The organism is Leisingera sp. S132, assembly GCF_025144465.1.
Lineage (GTDB): Bacteria > Pseudomonadota > Alphaproteobacteria > Rhodobacterales > Rhodobacteraceae > Leisingera.
Window position 1 is genome coordinate 3763454 of the sequence record NZ_CP083553.1, and the last position, 15911, is coordinate 3779364.

Genomic DNA, 15911 nt, shown 5'->3' on the forward strand with positions numbered 1-15911 from the left:
TCAGGCCTCGCTTTCCTCTTCGCCAGCTTCCTCGCCTTCAGCGGCTTCCGCTTCCAGCTCTTCCGGATCAACCCATCCCAGCATGATGCGGGCGGTCATCACCAGATCCTGCGCTTCTTCCAGCGACACGCCGAAGGGTTCGAGGATCCCATCATCTTTGATCCGCTCGCCGCCGTCGGTGGTCCAGCCGCCGGCCAGTTCCCAGTCCGCGCAGGTGGCAAAGTCTTCCAGCGATTTCACGTCGTCCTTCGCCAGCGCTTCGACCATCTGGGGGGTCAGACCTTCGAACTGGATCAGGCTGTCTTCTGCACCCAGCGCACGTGCTGCATCCAGCGCTGCCTTGGCCTGGGCTTCCAGGAAATCGCGGGCGCGGGCCTGAAGCTCCTCGGCGGTGCCTTCGTCGACACCATCAATCACCAGCAATTCGTCCAGCTCAACATAGGCAACCTCTTCGAGGTTGGTGAAGCCTTCGGACACCAGAAGCTGGGCAAAGAACTCATCCAGATCCAGAGTTTCCATGAACAGCTTGGTGCGCGCTTCGAATTCCTTCTGGCGGCGGGCCGATTCCTCTTCCTCGGTCATGATATCGATGTCGAGGTTGGTCAGCTGGGACGCCAGGCGCACGTTCTGGCCGCGGCGGCCAATGGCAAGGCTCAGCTGCTCTTCCGGCACAACAACTTCGATCTTGCCGGCTTCCTCGTCGAGAACGACCTTGGAAACTTCCGCTGGCTGCAGTGCGTTCACCAGGAAGGTCGGCTGATCTTCGTTCCACGGGATAATGTCGATCTTCTCGCCCTGAAGCTCATTCACCACGGCCTGCACGCGAGAGCCGCGCATACCCACACAGGCACCGACCGGGTCGATCGAGCCGTCATAGGAGATAACCGCGATCTTGGCGCGCGAGCCCGGGTCACGGGCAACAGCTTTGATCTCAATAATGCCATCATAGATTTCCGGCACTTCCATCTTGAACAGCTCGGCCATGAACTCCGGCGCGGTGCGCGACAGGAAAATCTGCGGGCCGCGCGGCTCACGACGCACATCCTTAATGTAGCAGCGCACACGGTCGTTCGGGCGGTAGCTTTCGCGGCCGATCTTCTCGTTGCGGCGCAGAATCGCCTCACCGGCGCCTACATCGACGATAACGTTGCCGTATTCCTCGCGCTTGACCAGACCGTTGATGATGGTGCCTGCGCGGTCCTTGAATTCTTCGTACTGGCGGTCGCGCTCTGCTTCGCGGACCTTCTGCAGGATCACCTGCTTGGCCGACTGGGCCGCGATGCGGCCCATCTCAACCGGCGGCACTTCCTCGACATAAGTCTGGCCCACTTCGGGGTCCGCCATATACTGGCGCGCCTGCTCGACAGTCATTTCGGCCTGATAGTTTTCCAGCTCGTCATCGGCCACAACGGTACGTACACGGGTAAAGGTGGCGCGGCCGGTCTTACGGTCGATCGAGACGCGGATGTCCATCTCGGCGCCATAGCGGCTCTTGGCCGCGCGGGCGAGGCTCTCTTCCATCGCCTCGATCACCAGACCCGGGTCGATCATCTTTTCGCGCGCCACGGCCTCGGCGGTTTGCAACAGCTCCAGCTGGTTTGCAGAGGTGATAGCCATTACTTGTTCTCCTCGTCAGACTCTTCGGTCTCGATTTCGTCGAATGCGTCTTCGTTCAGCGTGCCGGCCTCTTTGCGCTGCCGCAGCATTTCCTTGATCAGATCATCGGTCAGGACCAGCTTGGCGTCACTCAGCCAGTCGAATTTCAGACCAATGGTCACAGTCTCGCCCTGATCGTCGATATTGATCAGAACCTCATCCTCTTCAGTACCCGCCAGCTCACCCTTAAAGCGGCGCCGGCCACCGACCAGCTCTTCAGTTTCCAGCTTGGCCTCGTAGCCTTCGAACATGTCAAAGTCCTTCAGCCGGGTCAGCGGCCGGTCGATACCCGGGCTCGATACTTCCAGTGCATAGGCGTCGATGATCGGATCTTCGACGTCCAACGTCGCGCTGACCGCGTTCGAGATCGCAGCACAATCGTCCACTTCAATGCCGCCATCAGGCTTATCGGCCATGATCTGCAGCGTGGTCGCCTTACCAGACATCAGCCGGATTCGCACCAACTCGTAACCCAGATCCTCGATCACCGGGGTGACGATCTCGGCCAGGCGCCGGTCAATGGCAGCTTTGGCAATCAGGTCGTTGGTCATCAGACCTCCACTTGGGGCATGCAGACAAGGGCCTGCAAACACAAAAAAACGGGCGCGCGGCCCGTCGAAATTCCCGGTGGAGCCTTGAGCCAGAGGTTCAACGCGCCGCTGTTGTAAAAGGCATATAGGCAAGATTGGGGAAAACTGCAAGGCTTGTATTGAAGCGAACCCGCGGACGCCCTTACAGCCGCCACCAGCGTTCGGCAATGCGGCCATCGTCCAAGGGTGCACGCTGGCCCACTTTTCGTGGAATACCAACATTGTGCCGAGCCGCTAAAGCCATTTCCTTGGAGGACGGATAATACAGGAACTCGCCGCGCTTCAGCAGACCGCGGGGTTCTGGCAGAGCAGCCACATCGACATAGCCGTCGCGCAGGGCCTCAGCCCGAACTGAGGCATCCGGAATCACAATGATTTCCACCGTGTCTACCCAGCCTGCTGTACCGGCCTTGTAGTGCCCCGCCACCTTGGATGCGCGGAAGTGACGGCCATCCTGAGCACGCTCAACACGGAAACAGCCCGTGCCAACCGCATTTGCAAGAGAGGCTGACAGCTCCCCCCGCGGGGCAATCAGATGGTCCGCTCCAGCCAGCAAATACGGCAGATGCGGATTCGGCGCCTCCAGTTCGAGCAGCAGCTGATGGCCGTGCAACGCGGTGGCGGCCCTCAGATCGGCCCCTGTCACGCCCAGCGCATTTAAAGAGGCCGCGGCATCCTCCGCCGTTAACGGAGTGCCATCGTGAAAAGTTACGCCGTCGCGCAAATCAAAGGTCCAAGCGCGCGCATCCAGAGCTGATTGCCAGCTGGCCGCAAGTTCACCGCGTAGCAGCCCGTCAGGCGCTATTTCCGTCAGCGTATCAAATACCGCTCCATGGGCGGCTTGCTCCAGCATTCCAGCTTCACGCGGCACTGCCAGGCGCAGCACACCGCCAGCCTTGGGTGACGCATGAACCGACCCGCCTGCTGCGGCCAGCAAGGCAGCAGCAGCACCCGAGGTGAACAGCGCGCGACGGTCGATGCGCGTCATGGCACAAGCTCTCCTGCGATCCGGTCCATTGCCCGTACCAGCTCAGCGCTGATTCCCGGCTCCGACAGAGCATGGCCGGCATTGCGCACCATCTTCAACTCCGCATTTGGCCACAGTTCATTCAGCCGCCAGGCGGAAGACGGCGGGCAGATCATGTCGTAGCGGCCCTGCACAATTACACCGGGCACGTGGGAAATCCGGCCCATATTGGCGAGGATCTGACCATCGTAGTCGAGAAAGCCGCCATTGCTGAAGTAGTGGTTCTCCAGTCGGGCAAAGGCACGTGCATAGTCCCCTGGGCTTTCACCGCTTTGACCATTGGAATGGACGGAGGCCAGTGCGTTTTCCCAGGCAGACCAGGCCCGGCCGTATCGCACTTCTTCCTCCAGGTTGCCCGAAAACAGCCGCTTTTTATATGCGGCAATCATATCGTTTCGCTCTGCATCGGGTATCAAGGAGACGAATTTTGCCCAGGTCTCCGGCCAAAACTTTCCTGCACCACCGCCATAGAACCAGTCCAGCTCTGCTTTGGTCATCAGGAAAACGCCGCGCAGGATGATCTGCTGCACCCGTTCCGGGTGAGACTGCGCATAGATCAGCGCAAGAGTTGCTCCCCAGCTGCCGCCGAACAAAATCCAGGTTTCGATGCTGAGCTGTGCTCGAATCAACTCCATATCTGCCACCAGATGCCAAGTGGTGTTATTCTCGCAGGAGGCATACGGTCGCGACCGGCCGCAGCCGCGCTGGTCGAACAGAATGATTCGAAAGATAAGCGGATCGAAGTAGCGCCGCATCGCCGGGCTGCTGCCGCCCCCGGGGCCGCCGTGGCAAACGATGACCGGAATTCCATTCGGATTGCCGCTTTGCTCCGCATAAATGCGGTGGCCCTGGCCTGCGTCGATCATGCGCTGGTCAAAAGGCTCAACCGGCGGGTAAAGATAATGCACAGCGCGCTTTTGGTCCGGGTATCTATCCATTACTGACCTTAGTGAAACGTCAGACTACAAAAGAGCACACGGAGACAGGAATGCAAGCGCCTCAATCCACGGTCGACCCTGCGGAAATCGCCAAATTCGAAGCGATGGCTGCGGAATGGTGGGACCCGCACGGCAAGTTCAAGCCCCTGCATATGCTAAACCCGTGCCGTCTGGACTATATCACAAACCAGATTGCCGGTGAGTTCGGACGCGACCTGACGTCACAGCGCCCGTTCGAAGGGCTGCGGCTGCTGGACATCGGCTGCGGCGGCGGATTGCTGAGCGAACCTATGGCACGGCTGGGAGCGACTGTGGTTGGCGCCGATGCTGCGGAAGGCAACCTTCCGGTCGCGCGCATTCATGCCGAACAATCCGGATTGGAAATCGATTACCGCCACACCACCGCGGAAGCGCTGGCCGATGCTGGCGAGCAGTTCGACGTCGTGCTGAATATGGAAGTTGTGGAGCATGTCACCGACCCGCTCAGCTACCTGACGGCAACCCAGAAGCTCCTGAAACCCGGGGGGCTGGAAATCTGCTCAACCATCAACCGCAACCCCAAAAGCTTTGCCATGGCAATTATCGGGGCAGAAGTGATCATGCGCTGGCTGCCACGAGGCACCCATGAATGGTCAAAGTTCATCACACCAAGCGAACTTTTCGAATTGCTGCAGCATGCGGGACTGAAACCGGTCGACCGAAAAGGTTTCGTGTTCAACCCGATTACCTGGAACTGGTCAGTTTCGGAACGGGACCTGTCAGTCAACTATGTAACCGCCAGCGTGAAGCCGGGCTGACAGCCCTCCTCGCAGTCCAATTCCAGCAGCCTCCATCCAAAAGGATAGGTGGTAATCCTTATGAACACTTTAGCCGCAGACTGCCGCTTGCTATCGTCAAATAGCGAAAATGGAATACTTTCGCCTCGTTTCTTGGGCGCAAGCTCCTGAACCGAGTGATTGCTTGCCGCTTTAACGTTGGTGGGTCCACCCAAAGGTAACCGGAACCGCCACTCACGGACTGATGGGGACTGATGGGGAAAAAGGCGTCTGCTTGCAGGCGTCTTTTTCAATGTCTTAGATCAAAAGCTTATGGAAGTTCCAGCTTTCAGCCGCTCTCTTCAAGTTTGCCGCGCAGCTCTCTAAGGATTGGCAATGTTGCCCGGACCCGGTCACTGCCCAGTTCCCCCACAACTTCAGAAATCACGGGAATAATTCCTGCCAGTGCGGCGTCACGGGCTTGTTTTCCTGCAGGGCTGATGGCCACCATCTTGCGCCGGGCGTCATCCCAGTCGGGGCGGACATGTATGTAGCCTGCCACTTCCAGCTTGTTCAGCGTGTTGGTCATCGCCCCGCGCGTGACATGAAACGCTTTCGCCAGCTGAGCTGGCGATCGCTCGAGCCCTGCACGCGCAAGATGATTCAATACCGAAAAATGCGACAGCTCCATTCCCTTGGGCAGCACTTTGCTGAGGCGTGACCGGGCAAGCTGGTCAGCCATCAGAATTTCGCTGAACAGCGATACTGCCAGAGAATGGGTCTCGTCCATCAGGGTCCGTCAAACTCCCGGTCGTGGGTCAGGGAAGGCACGCGCTTGCGTGCTTCTGCCACTTTTTCCATGTCGAGATCAACGTAAGTCACGCCAGGTTCCTGCCCTGCATCCGCCAACACCTCACCCCAGGGAGCAACAGCCAGAGAATGGCCATAGGTCTGACGGCTGGGACCACGGGACGCCGGATGCTTGCCGGTTTGCGCGGGCGCCAGCACGAAGCAGCCGGTTTCGATGGCACGGGCGCGCAGCAACGAATGCCAGTGTGCGGCGCCTGTGACATAGGAAAATGCCGCTGGAACAGTGATGATCTGCGCGCCGCTCTTGGCAAGCGCCCGGTGCAAACTCGGAAAGCGCACATCATAGCAGATGGTCATTCCGATCTTCGCAAAAGGTGTTTCGGCGACCACGGCCGTGGTGCCGGGGCGGTAGCCGTCAGATTCCCGGTAAGTCTCTTCCGGCGTGACCTCCACATCGAACATGTGAATCTTGTCATAGCGTGCCTTGATTTCACCGTCGGGCGAGATCAGGAACTGGCGGTTGGCAAAACGGCCGTCGTCGTCATGGGTTTTGATCCCCAAAGACCCAAGCAGAAGCCAGACGCCATGCCTGGAAGCTTCTTCCTGCAGGGCCGCCAGAGTCGGATCGCCCTCCTCGTGGCACAGCACGCTGTTCTGATGTGTCCGGCTGCCTGAAAGGCAATTGGTGACTTCCGGCGTCAGAACAAAACCTGCTCCACCGCGCACAGCCTCCGCCATCATCGTCTTCACTGTCTCCAGATTTTGAGACGGAACATCCGTGGATGTCATTTGAAGCAGAGCTGCGCGCATGTCCGGTCTCCGGGTCTTAGGCTGCCAGCAGCGGGTCGAGCTTGCCCGCTTGCTCAAGAGCATAGAGGTCGTCGCAACCGCCGACGTGGGTATCGCCGATAAAAATCTGCGGGACAGTGCGCCCGCCATTGGCGCGCTGGATCATTTCCGCCTTGCGGCCCGGCTGTGCAAGCACATTGATTTCCGAAAAGGCAACACCTTTCTGTTTCAGCAGCCGCTTGGCTGCGTGACAGAAACCGCACAGCGGAGAGGTGTAGATTTCAACCGGTTTCATTCATGGCCCCATGTTCAAGTTTCGAAGGTTGTGGAGGAATTGGGCATTCATTGCAACAATTGCCAGTGGCACCCGGTAAACCTCACGCTTGCGTGACCCGGGCCAGAACGGCCACACGCACTTCAGCCGCGCCTGCTTGCAAGCAGGCATCGGTGCTGGCGCTGAGAGTGGCACCTGAAGTCATTACATCGTCCACTATCAGCACAACCCGTCCCTTGACCCTGCTTCTTCGGCTTCTCGGAACACCAATGGCTGACCCCAGCAGCCGGTACCGTTGTTCCCGGGTTTTCCCCTCCAGCGAGGCTGTCCGCCACTCACGTCTCAGCAGATCCGGACAATGCTCCCATCTACCACGTTTGGCCAAGGCAGCAGCCAGCAATGCGGATTGATTGTACTTTCGCTTCAGCAGCCTGGTCCAATGCAGCGGCACCGGGCAAATCAGCGGATCGTCTTCCAGCAAAGGCGCTGCCGCACGGTGCAGCCAGTTCGCTGCTGGACCGGCGATTTCCGTGCGGTCGCCGTGTTTCAGGGCTAACACCAATTTGCGCCCCTGCCCTTCATACAGAAGTGCAGACCGGCCCTGACTCCAGGGTCTTGGATGGCGCAGGCAACTGTCGCATTCCAGACGGAACCCGTCCGCTTCACCTGGCAGCGGAGCACCGCAGCCTTCGCAGACTGTTCCACTGATGAAATGCATGCCTGCCCAACAAGCCGCACATAGTCCGAAGTCACTGCCAACCATCTCGCCGCACCCCAGGCACTGGGATGGGTAAATCAGTGAAACAGCGGTTTGAATCCGGGCTGTCAGCATCTAAATAGCCCCCATGACACAAGCACCTTTGCAGCTTTTCGACCGCCGCGCCCTTGAAGCCCATCGTTCACGCCGGCAACAGGAAGCACTGTTCCTGCACTACATGGCACGGGTCGAGGCTGAGGATCGCCTGAGCTTGGTTAACAGAAGCTTTACAGCACCCGCAGTGGTTTGTCCTTTTCCTGAGGTCTGGGAGAGATTTGGGCCTGAAGCAAAAATTGTTGCCGATGAGGAGGTGCTGGATCTGGAGGATGGAGCGCACGACGTGGTAATCCACGCCATGTGCCTGCATTGGGCCAATGATCCGGTCGGGCAGCTGATTCAGTGCCGCCGCGCCCTGAAGGAGGACGGTCTTCTTCTGGTGATGCTGTTGGGCGGCCGGACCCTGCACGAGTTGCGCTCGGCCATGGCCGAAGCAGAGACAATTTTGCTAGGAGGCCTTTCACCGCGAATTGCGCCGATGGGGGAGATCCGCGATCTCGGCGGCCTGCTGCAGCGGGCCGGCTTCGCTCTGCCGGTGGCCGACCTGGTACCGCTCAAGGCCGAATACCGCGACGTGCCCCACCTGATCCATGACCTGCGCGGAATGGGTGAGACCAACGCCCTTGCCCAGCGTCTGAAACGCCCGGCGCCGCGCGGTCTTTTCCAACTGGCCGATCACATCTACCGGAAGCATTTCGCCAACGCCGAAGGCCGGCTGCCCGCGACGTTCGAACTTGTCTGCCTGACTGGCTGGTCGCCATCGGACAACCAGCAGAAACCGCTGCGTCCAGGTTCAGCTCAGATGCGTCTGGCCGACGCGCTCAAGGTGCCCGAATCGAAACTGTAGCCTTGATTAGTTTAAGCTATTGCTGCGCCAATGTGATCCAATTGGCCTTCCACGCGTAAACACAGTAATTATCCGCTAACAAAAATCTCAGCCGAACAGGACCTTCCCATGCTGGACGCCGCCCGGACCGCCAAATGCCCTGCCCACGCCCCGGCCGATCACCCCAAGATCCCGGCAGAAAAAGTCGGCATCCTGCTGGCCAACCTCGGCACTCCTGATGATTACTCCTACTGGCCGATGCGCCGGTATCTGAGCGAGTTCCTGTCCGACAAACGTGTAATCGACTACCCATCCTGGAAATGGCAGCCGCTCTTGCAGTTGATCATCCTGACGAAACGCCCGTTCTCCTCAGGAGCGGCCTACAAATCGATCTGGAATCACGAAAAGGGCGAAAGCCCGCTTATGACTATCACGAAGGACCAAACCACCAAGATGGCGGAGGTGATGAAAGCGCGTTACGGAGACCAGGTAATGGTCGATTTCTGCATGCGATACGGCAATCCATCCACCAAAACCAAAGTGCGGCAAATGGTTGAGGCAGGCTGTCAGAAGATCCTGTTTGTCCCGCTCTATCCGCAGTATGCAGGCGCAACATCGGGCACCGCCAACGACCAGTTCTTCCGGGCGCTGATGGAAGAGCCCTGGCAACCCGCTGCCCGCACTATCGCACCTTATTTCGATCAGCCCGCCTATATCGACGCCTTGGCACGCTCTGTGGAAGAAGCCTACGCCAAGGCAGCGAAACGCCCGGATATTCTGGTGGTTTCCTATCACGGGATGCCAAAACGGTATCTGATGCAGGGAGATCCTTATCACTGCCAGTGCCAGAAGACGACACGTCTGCTGAAGGAGCGGCTGGGGTGGGACGACACCCGGATCACTACCACTTTCCAGTCAGTTTTCGGTCCTGAAGAGTGGCTGAAACCCTATACAGTGGACCATGTCGCCACTCTGGCCAAGGAAGGCAAGAAGAACATTGCGTTGATTGCGCCGGCCTTCTCAGCCGATTGCATCGAGACGCTCGAAGAAATCAACGAAGAGATCCGCGAAAGCTTTGAGCACGCAGGCGGGGAAGACTTCCTCTATATTCCGTGCCTCAATGACAACGACGATCACGTAGCGGCTCTGGCCGGTGTTATCGAGGAGAACCTGAAAGGCTGGCTGGACTAACCGGCTGGCTCAGTCCAGAAAGTATCCAATATTCAATTTCCGGACCGGCCGGAAAACGGGGAGATATTGGATGACGCTTGCGCATTGGGCCAAAGCCCTCCGGGAGCATTGGGGTATCGAGGCAGAGCTGACCCGCCTGGACGGGGAATACGACCTGAATTTCCTGGCCAAGAGGCAAGACGGCCAAGGCTATATCCTGAAAGCAATGCGCCCTGGTTGCGACGGATGGCTGGTCGATATGCAAGTGAAGGCGTTCGAACATATTGCGAAACGCCAGCCTGACCTGCCCTGCCCGCGGGTCATTGCGTCATGTTCCGGACAGTCACTTCTATCCCTGCCGGATGAAGACGGCCAGTACCGGCTGGTTTGGTTGCTGAACCAATTGCCGGGCCGTTGTTATGCCAAGGCAGAGCCGAAAAGCGATGCGCTGATCCAAGAGGTCGGCAGAGTTTTGGGCGGTTCGGCCAAGGCGCTTGCAGACTTCCGTCACGAAGGCCTTGAACGCGATTTCAAATGGGACCTGATGCAGGCGGGGTGGATCACGGAACAGCTTTCCTGCATCAAATCCCCCGCACGCCTCGCCATCCTGCGCGAAATTTCTGCAGAGTTCGCCAAGTTAGAGCCCGAACTGGCGAAGCTCCCTAAACAGGCCATCCACAACGACGCCAATGATTACAACATCATGGTAGCTGGCGAATTGACTGCACCTCGGCGTGTTTCCGGGCTGATCGACCTGGGCGACATGTGCGCGGCACCGCGCGTCTGCGATCTGGCAATTGCTGCGGCCTATATCGTTCTGGATCACCCGGCACCGGAGGCAGCCCTTGCATCGCTGGTTGCCGGGTATCACGAGACCTGCCCGCTGACCGCCGCCGAAGTGGACATGGTCTGGCCGCTTCTGCGGATGCGGCTTGCAGTGAGTGTGGTGAACTCCACACTCATGGCGGCAGAAAACCCGGACGATCCTTATGTGACAGTCTCACAAGCGCCAGCCTGGCGGTTCCTGGAGGGTAAAGCTCTGCATGGCGGGTTGCTGAATGCACGGCTGCGAGCGGCCTGCGGCCTGCCCGTGGTCGATGGCGCAGACCGCATCCTGGCATGGCTTGAACAGGAACGCGGCGATTTTGCTCCCCTCATGGGGAAAAACCTGGCAGATGCACCGATGGGATCGCTGTCGGTGGAGCAATCAACCTGGCCTCAGAACCCCTTCCTCATGCCCTTGGAGGAAGCAGCCAAGGTCGGTGAAGAGTTCGAAGACTGCGGCCGGGTCTGGCTGGGCTACTACCATGAGCCCAGGCTGATTTACACGGATGCAGCCTTCCGCACGGGGCCATGGAAAGCCAGCAACAGACGCACGGTTCATCTGGCAGTAGACGCGTTCGCCCCTGCCGGGACTGCGATGTTCGCACCGCTGCGAGGTGAAGTGGTTATCGCTGAATACCGTAGCGGGCATCTGGATTACGGCGGGCTGATCATCCTGCGTCATGAAACACCCGAGGGCGATTCCTTCTTCACTTTATACGGCCATCTGGATCCTGAGTTCCTGGACCGCTTGAAGCCGGGTGATACTATCGAAAAGGGAGAAGAATTCTGCCGCCTTGGCGATCCCAGCCAAAACGGCGGATGGGCGCCGCATGTTCATTTCCAGTTGGCGCTGTCCACTGAGGGAATGGAGGCCGACTGGCCCGGCGTCGGCGACCCGGACGAGATGTATCTATGGCGCGCACTCTGCCCGAACCCGGCGGCGCTGCTCAATCTGCCGGATGAGAAGGTCATTTATAAGCCGACCAGCAAGGACAGCGTTCTGGCAGGACGCCACGCGCATTTTGGAGGCAACCTGAGCCTTACTTACACCGACCCCGTGATGCTGGTGCGCGGCTGGAAACACCACCTGTTTGACGAGTGGGGCCGACCATATCTGGATGCCTACAACAACGTGCCGCATGTGGGACACGCCCACCCGCGCATCCAGGCCGCTGCTGCCGACCAATTAAAGCGAGTAAACTCCAACACCCGGTACCTTCACCCGGCGCAAACCGCATTTGCCCACAAAGTACTGTCCAAGCTGCCCGATCACTTTGAGGTCTGTTTCTTTGTCAACTCCGGGACTGAGGCAAACGAACTGGCCTTGCGCCTCGCGCGGGCACACACCGGAGCCAAAGGTATGGTGACGCCAGATCATGGGTATCACGGCAACACCACCGGTGCGATCAGCATCTCCGCCTACAAGTTCAACAAACCCGGCGGGGTCGGGCAGGCTGACTGGGTAGAGCTAATTGAAGTTGCCGATGATTACCGCGGATCTTTCCGCCGAGATGATCCGGATAAGGCCCAAAAGTATGCCGCTCTTGCAGATACAGCGATTGATCGACTTCAGGAAAAGGGCCACGGTGTGGCCGGTTTCATCGCGGAAACCTTCCCGTCAGTTGGCGGCCAAATCATTCCCCCAAAAGGGTATCTGCCTGCGATTTATGAAAAAATACGCAGGGCGGGCGGCGTCTGCATCGCAGATGAAGTGCAAACCGGCCTCGGACGGCTTGGCAAATACTATTTCGGGTTCGAACATCAGGGCGCCCTGCCAGATATCGTTGTGCTGGGCAAGCCAATCGGCAACGGCCACCCTTTGGGTGTACTTGTGACGACTAAGGCAATCGCCGAAAGCTTCGATAACGGGATTGAGTTCTTTTCCACCTTCGGCGGCTCGACACTGTCTTGCCGGATTGGAAAAGAGGTCCTGGATATTGTGGATGACGAGGGTCTGCAGGAAAACGCCCGTGTACAGGGCAAACAACTGATTGAAGGCCTGAAAATTCTAGAACAAAAATATGCCTGCGTTGGTGACGTCCGCGGCATGGGGCTGTTCCTTGGACTGGAGCTGAACAACCCGGACGGCACCGAAGCCACAGATATCTGTTCCTATGTCAAAAACCGGATGCGAGATCACCGTATCCTTATTGGCAGCGAAGGCCCCAAGGACAATATCCTGAAAATCCGGCCGCCGCTGACCATAGCGTCCGATGACACTGACATGATCATCAAAACCCTGGATAGTATTCTGCAGGAGGTGGAGGCGGGCTGACGGCCCCTCCCGCACTCCCTTCACGCAACAAAAAAGGCGGTGGAAAACCACCGCCTTCTCTGTAACCGTGTATCGAAATTAATTCGATGCAACAGCTGCGCCAACCAGAACCAGCAGCAGCAGCGGCAGCAGGATGCCGCTGGAAGAACCCTGAGCTTCTTCCACGATGACCGGCGGTTCAACAACCGGCTCGGACAGGTTGCCAGCGGTGGCGGTGGAAGCAGCAGCGGTCAGCGCAGCAGCGATAACGAGTTTTTTCATGTTAACCTCCAGAATTTGCGCGGATCAAACATCTGAACCACGCACCCAAGACTTACCTCGTATTTTTTTCTAACCAGCAAAAACGCGGGATTGCAATTGCTTGTTATAGTTAACAGCTTAGCGCCCCGCCGCGTGTCGTCAAATTAGCAACACCTGAGTGCCGACTTTTGCTAGGCTGAACAACTCGGCGATATGCTCATTGTAAAGCCCGATGCACCCGTTCGATGACTTGCGCCCGATCTTGCGCGTGTCATGGGTTCCGTGGATCCGGTAATACTTCCACGCCAGATACAGCGCATGGGTACCCAGCGGATTATCCGGGCCCGGCGGAATGTAGGCGGGCCATTCCGGGTTCCGCTTCCGCATATTGGGCGTTGGCGACCAGCTTGGCCCCTCCACCTTGCGCACAATCTGAGTGCGGCCACGGCGTGTCAGATCGTCTGACAGCGGTACCGATGATGGGAACAGCTTGTAGGTGTTTTCGTCTGCCGACCAATAGTGCAGCGCCCGGCTGTCGATATCGACCAGAATCGCTCCGTTGCGCAAGTTGTCAAAATACGGCCGCCAGGATTTTGCCCGGAAAGCGGAAATGTTGCGCTGGACAGGCGGTTCCGGCTCTGGCGGCGGGCGCAAAGGGTCATAGGCCGGCTCAACGTTATCAGGATCCTCCTGCGCCAGCGCCGAAGAGGATATCAAGGCAGCACTTCCGGCAAGGAACTGCCTGCGGCTGAAGATTTCAAATGGTTTTCGGGACATCACATCTTCCAACTTGCGCTTTCAGTATCATAGATTGCAGCATTTTATGGCCGGAAAGCCGCAGTCGCAAATCAATCCGGCGGCAAAGTCCGCATAATTCTGCCGGCCCGTTTGCACAGCTGCCACAGGAAGGATAGATGCATCAGCGACTGATAGAGCGAGAGAGCATTATGAATCGCGTTTTTCTGCTGATGGCTGCTGCAATCCTAACACTGGCGGCAGCCTGTACACCGTCATCAGAATCCGGCGGGTCATACCGCATCAGGAATGCAGATAAGGTGCAGCTGCGAATGCTCGACTCGGTCAATGCTCTGCGCCAGGCTGCTGGTGCTCAGACGGTTCAGCTAAACGCGGAGCTGACCGCTGCTGCAGCGACTCATTCCCGAGATATGTCCGTGCAAAACCGGCCTTGGCACTTTGGGTCTGACGGATCGTCGCCTTTGGACCGGGTTGCCCGCGCAGGGTACATCGGCACATTACTGGGTGAAAACATCTCTGAAACCTACGAGAATGAACAGCAAACCCTGACTGCCTGGCTGGAAAAACCGGCCACCCGTGCGGTGATCCTGGATCCCAAGGCTAAAAACATGGGCTTTTCCTGGTTTCAGGAACCAAACGGCAAGATCTGGTGGACGTTGGTGATGGGCAGCTAACCCACTGCGCCTAGAACTAATACAGTTCCAAAGAAAAAGGTCCGACGCTGACGCGCCGGACCTTTTTCTTTGGACAAATTCCTTGGGTCAGGGCCGCAGAGCGATCGTTGTGCCGTCCTGCACCATCGCATAGATCTCTTCGATTTCCTCGTTGGTCACAGCGATACAACCAGCCGTCCAGTCATCAACCCGGGCTGCGCGCTTGCGTTCCTTGGGGTTGTTCGGCTGACCGTGGATGAAAATCTCCCCGCCAGGCCGTTTACCGTTGGCCCGCGCAAGAGCGCGATCCTGATTGTTGGGATAGGAGATGCCTACCGACAGATGGTAACGGCTGTTCGGATTCCGCCGGTTGATCACGTAAGTGCCTTCTGGCGTTTTACCATCACCCTCAAACCGCTTGGGGCCAAGTGGTGCAAATCCCAAATCCACCTTGTATTCCCGCAAAATTTCATCGTTGTGCATCAGATAAAGCTTACGTGCGCCTTTATTGATCACGATCGACGTGACCTGCGGACCACCATAAAACTTGAACCTGCCTACTGTACCACCGTTGGTGCTGCAGCCGGCCAGCGCAAGGCTCGCGGCCGCACTAATGCCAAATGCCCTTCTGTTCATTGTCCCAGCCTGTATTTTTCTTGTGCCTCTAATCAGGATTTAACGCGAAAGCGCTGTTAAGGAAATTCACATTTTCCTGTCCTGTACCGGCTTATTGGATAGCTTTTGCTCAATTGCTTCCAGCCGGCTCAGCACTTCATCGCGGTAAGCATCTGTGCGCTCACCTTCTTCTTCACCGTGGGCATCCTGCATCGAATTCACAATCAGGCCGACCAGAAGGTTCACCACAGCAAAGGTCGTGACCATGATGAAGGGCACGAAGAATGCCCAAGCATGCGGATGCACTTCCATCACCGGGCGCACGATTCCCATCGACCAGCTTTCCAGTGTCATAATCTGGAACAGCGAATAGGCACTGAGACCGAGGTTGCCGAACCATTCCGGGAAATCCTGGCCGAACAGCTTAGTTGAGATCACAGAGCCGATGTAGAAAATGATCGCCATCAGCAGAAAAACCGAGCCCATCCCGGGAAGAGCAGTGATAAAGCCCTCGACAACCCGGCGCAGACGCGGTGCGACAGAAATCACCCTCAGCACCCTGAGAATCCGCAGTGCCCGCAGAACCGACAAGCCCTGGGTTCCGGGCGCAAGAGCAATTCCAACAATCACGAAATCAAATACATTCCAGCCGCTGAGGAAGAACCGCAGCCGACGTACAAGCAGCTTGGCCAGGATCTCAACGACAAAGATTGAAAGGCAGACCTTGTCGATAAGGTGGATAGGCGCTCCCAACTTAGCCATCACCGTCGGGGACGTCTCAAGGCCCAAGGTAACCGCATTGACCAGAATGACCGCGGTGATGAAGCGGCCAAAACGGCTGCTGTCCAGAATGGCTTCCAGGCGGCGGGTCGGTGTCATCACTTGAATATCCGTCATC

The 15911-nt window shown here is 58.0% G+C and carries 17 protein-coding genes; 5 read left to right on the forward strand and 12 right to left on the reverse strand.

What is annotated here, in order from left to right; translation table 11 throughout:
* The 4 genes from nusA to pip form a co-directional block, all read right to left on the reverse strand.
* Positions 1 to 1617 carry a transcription termination factor NusA gene (nusA, locus tag K3725_RS18525; protein WP_260016711.1) on the reverse strand — a complete coding sequence of 539 codons (1617 nt, stop codon included), beginning with the start codon at positions 1615 to 1617 and terminating at the stop codon, positions 1 to 3.
* Positions 1617 to 2207: a ribosome maturation factor RimP gene (rimP, locus tag K3725_RS18530; RefSeq protein WP_039172090.1), complete on the reverse strand. Its 591-nt coding sequence runs from the start codon at positions 2205 to 2207 to the stop codon at positions 1617 to 1619. The genes nusA and rimP overlap by 1 nt, the downstream gene beginning before the upstream one ends.
* Positions 2208 to 2388: 181 nt before the next feature.
* Entirely contained in the window at positions 2389 to 3234 is an 846-nt protein-coding gene (locus tag K3725_RS18535) for an ABC transporter substrate-binding protein (RefSeq protein ID WP_260016712.1), read from the reverse strand.
* Positions 3231 to 4211, reverse strand: a complete 981-nt coding sequence (gene pip / locus K3725_RS18540) for a prolyl aminopeptidase (RefSeq protein ID WP_260016713.1) — start codon at positions 4209 to 4211, stop codon at positions 3231 to 3233. The genes K3725_RS18535 and pip overlap by 4 nt, the downstream gene beginning before the upstream one ends.
* 50 nt (positions 4212 to 4261) lie before the next feature.
* On the opposite strand from pip, the gene ubiG reads away from it, so the two are divergent.
* Positions 4262 to 5008 (forward strand): bifunctional 2-polyprenyl-6-hydroxyphenol methylase/3-demethylubiquinol 3-O-methyltransferase UbiG, encoded by a 747-nt coding sequence (gene ubiG, locus K3725_RS18545; protein WP_260016714.1) that lies wholly within the window; start codon positions 4262 to 4264, stop codon positions 5006 to 5008.
* 307 nt (positions 5009 to 5315) lie between these two features.
* On the opposite strand, the gene K3725_RS18550 is transcribed toward ubiG, so the two are convergent.
* From K3725_RS18550 to K3725_RS18565, 4 genes are all read right to left on the reverse strand, one after another.
* Complete coding sequence (locus tag K3725_RS18550; RefSeq protein ID WP_019295272.1) at positions 5316 to 5756, reverse strand: MarR family winged helix-turn-helix transcriptional regulator; 441 nt, start codon at positions 5754 to 5756, stop codon at positions 5316 to 5318.
* Positions 5756 to 6586: a carbon-nitrogen hydrolase family protein gene (locus K3725_RS18555; protein WP_260016715.1), complete on the reverse strand. Its 831-nt coding sequence runs from the start codon at positions 6584 to 6586 to the stop codon at positions 5756 to 5758. The genes K3725_RS18550 and K3725_RS18555 overlap by 1 nt, the downstream gene beginning before the upstream one ends.
* A gap of 16 nt (positions 6587 to 6602) precedes the next feature.
* Positions 6603 to 6860 carry a glutaredoxin 3 gene (gene grxC, locus K3725_RS18560; RefSeq protein WP_260016716.1) on the reverse strand — a complete coding sequence of 86 codons (258 nt, stop codon included), beginning with the start codon at positions 6858 to 6860 and terminating at the stop codon, positions 6603 to 6605.
* An 82-nt stretch (positions 6861 to 6942) separates the two neighbouring features.
* Entirely contained in the window at positions 6943 to 7671 is a 729-nt protein-coding gene (locus K3725_RS18565) for a ComF family protein (RefSeq protein WP_260016717.1), read from the reverse strand.
* 13 nt (positions 7672 to 7684) lie between these two features.
* Between K3725_RS18565 and K3725_RS18570 the strand changes: the two genes are divergently transcribed.
* The 3 genes from K3725_RS18570 (at position 7685) to K3725_RS18580 (ending at position 12749) form a co-directional block, all read left to right on the forward strand.
* Positions 7685 to 8500 carry a methyltransferase domain-containing protein gene (locus K3725_RS18570; protein WP_260016718.1) on the forward strand — a complete coding sequence of 272 codons (816 nt, stop codon included), beginning with the start codon at positions 7685 to 7687 and terminating at the stop codon, positions 8498 to 8500.
* Between the two features lie 108 nt (positions 8501 to 8608).
* Complete coding sequence (gene hemH, locus K3725_RS18575) at positions 8609 to 9670, forward strand: ferrochelatase (protein WP_260016719.1); 1062 nt, start codon at positions 8609 to 8611, stop codon at positions 9668 to 9670.
* A 70-nt stretch (positions 9671 to 9740) separates the two neighbouring features.
* Positions 9741 to 12749 (forward strand): aminotransferase class III-fold pyridoxal phosphate-dependent enzyme, encoded by a 3009-nt coding sequence (locus K3725_RS18580; protein WP_260016720.1) that lies wholly within the window; start codon positions 9741 to 9743, stop codon positions 12747 to 12749.
* Between the two features lie 78 nt (positions 12750 to 12827).
* Here the strand turns inward: K3725_RS18580 and K3725_RS18585 are convergent, their stop codons facing one another.
* Entirely contained in the window at positions 12828 to 13010 is a 183-nt protein-coding gene (locus K3725_RS18585; protein ID WP_024092111.1) for a hypothetical protein, read from the reverse strand.
* Positions 13011 to 13148: 138 nt separating this feature from the next.
* Positions 13149 to 13766, reverse strand: coding sequence for a L,D-transpeptidase (locus tag K3725_RS18590; RefSeq protein WP_260018637.1), 618 nt, complete (start codon positions 13764 to 13766; stop codon positions 13149 to 13151).
* Positions 13767 to 13936: 170 nt separating this feature from the next.
* Here K3725_RS18590 and K3725_RS18595 point away from each other — a divergent pair, with 170 nt between their 5' ends.
* Positions 13937 to 14419 (forward strand): CAP domain-containing protein, encoded by a 483-nt coding sequence (locus K3725_RS18595; protein ID WP_260018638.1) that lies wholly within the window; start codon positions 13937 to 13939, stop codon positions 14417 to 14419.
* A gap of 87 nt (positions 14420 to 14506) precedes the next feature.
* Here K3725_RS18595 and K3725_RS18600 read toward each other — a convergent pair whose 3' ends face one another.
* Positions 14507 to 15034, reverse strand: coding sequence for a murein L,D-transpeptidase family protein (locus K3725_RS18600; RefSeq protein WP_260016721.1), 528 nt, complete (start codon positions 15032 to 15034; stop codon positions 14507 to 14509).
* Positions 15035 to 15100: 66 nt separating this feature from the next.
* Positions 15101 to 15910, reverse strand: coding sequence for an ion transporter (locus K3725_RS18605; RefSeq protein WP_260016722.1), 810 nt, complete (start codon positions 15908 to 15910; stop codon positions 15101 to 15103).
* Between the last annotated feature and the right edge of the window lies 1 nt (position 15911).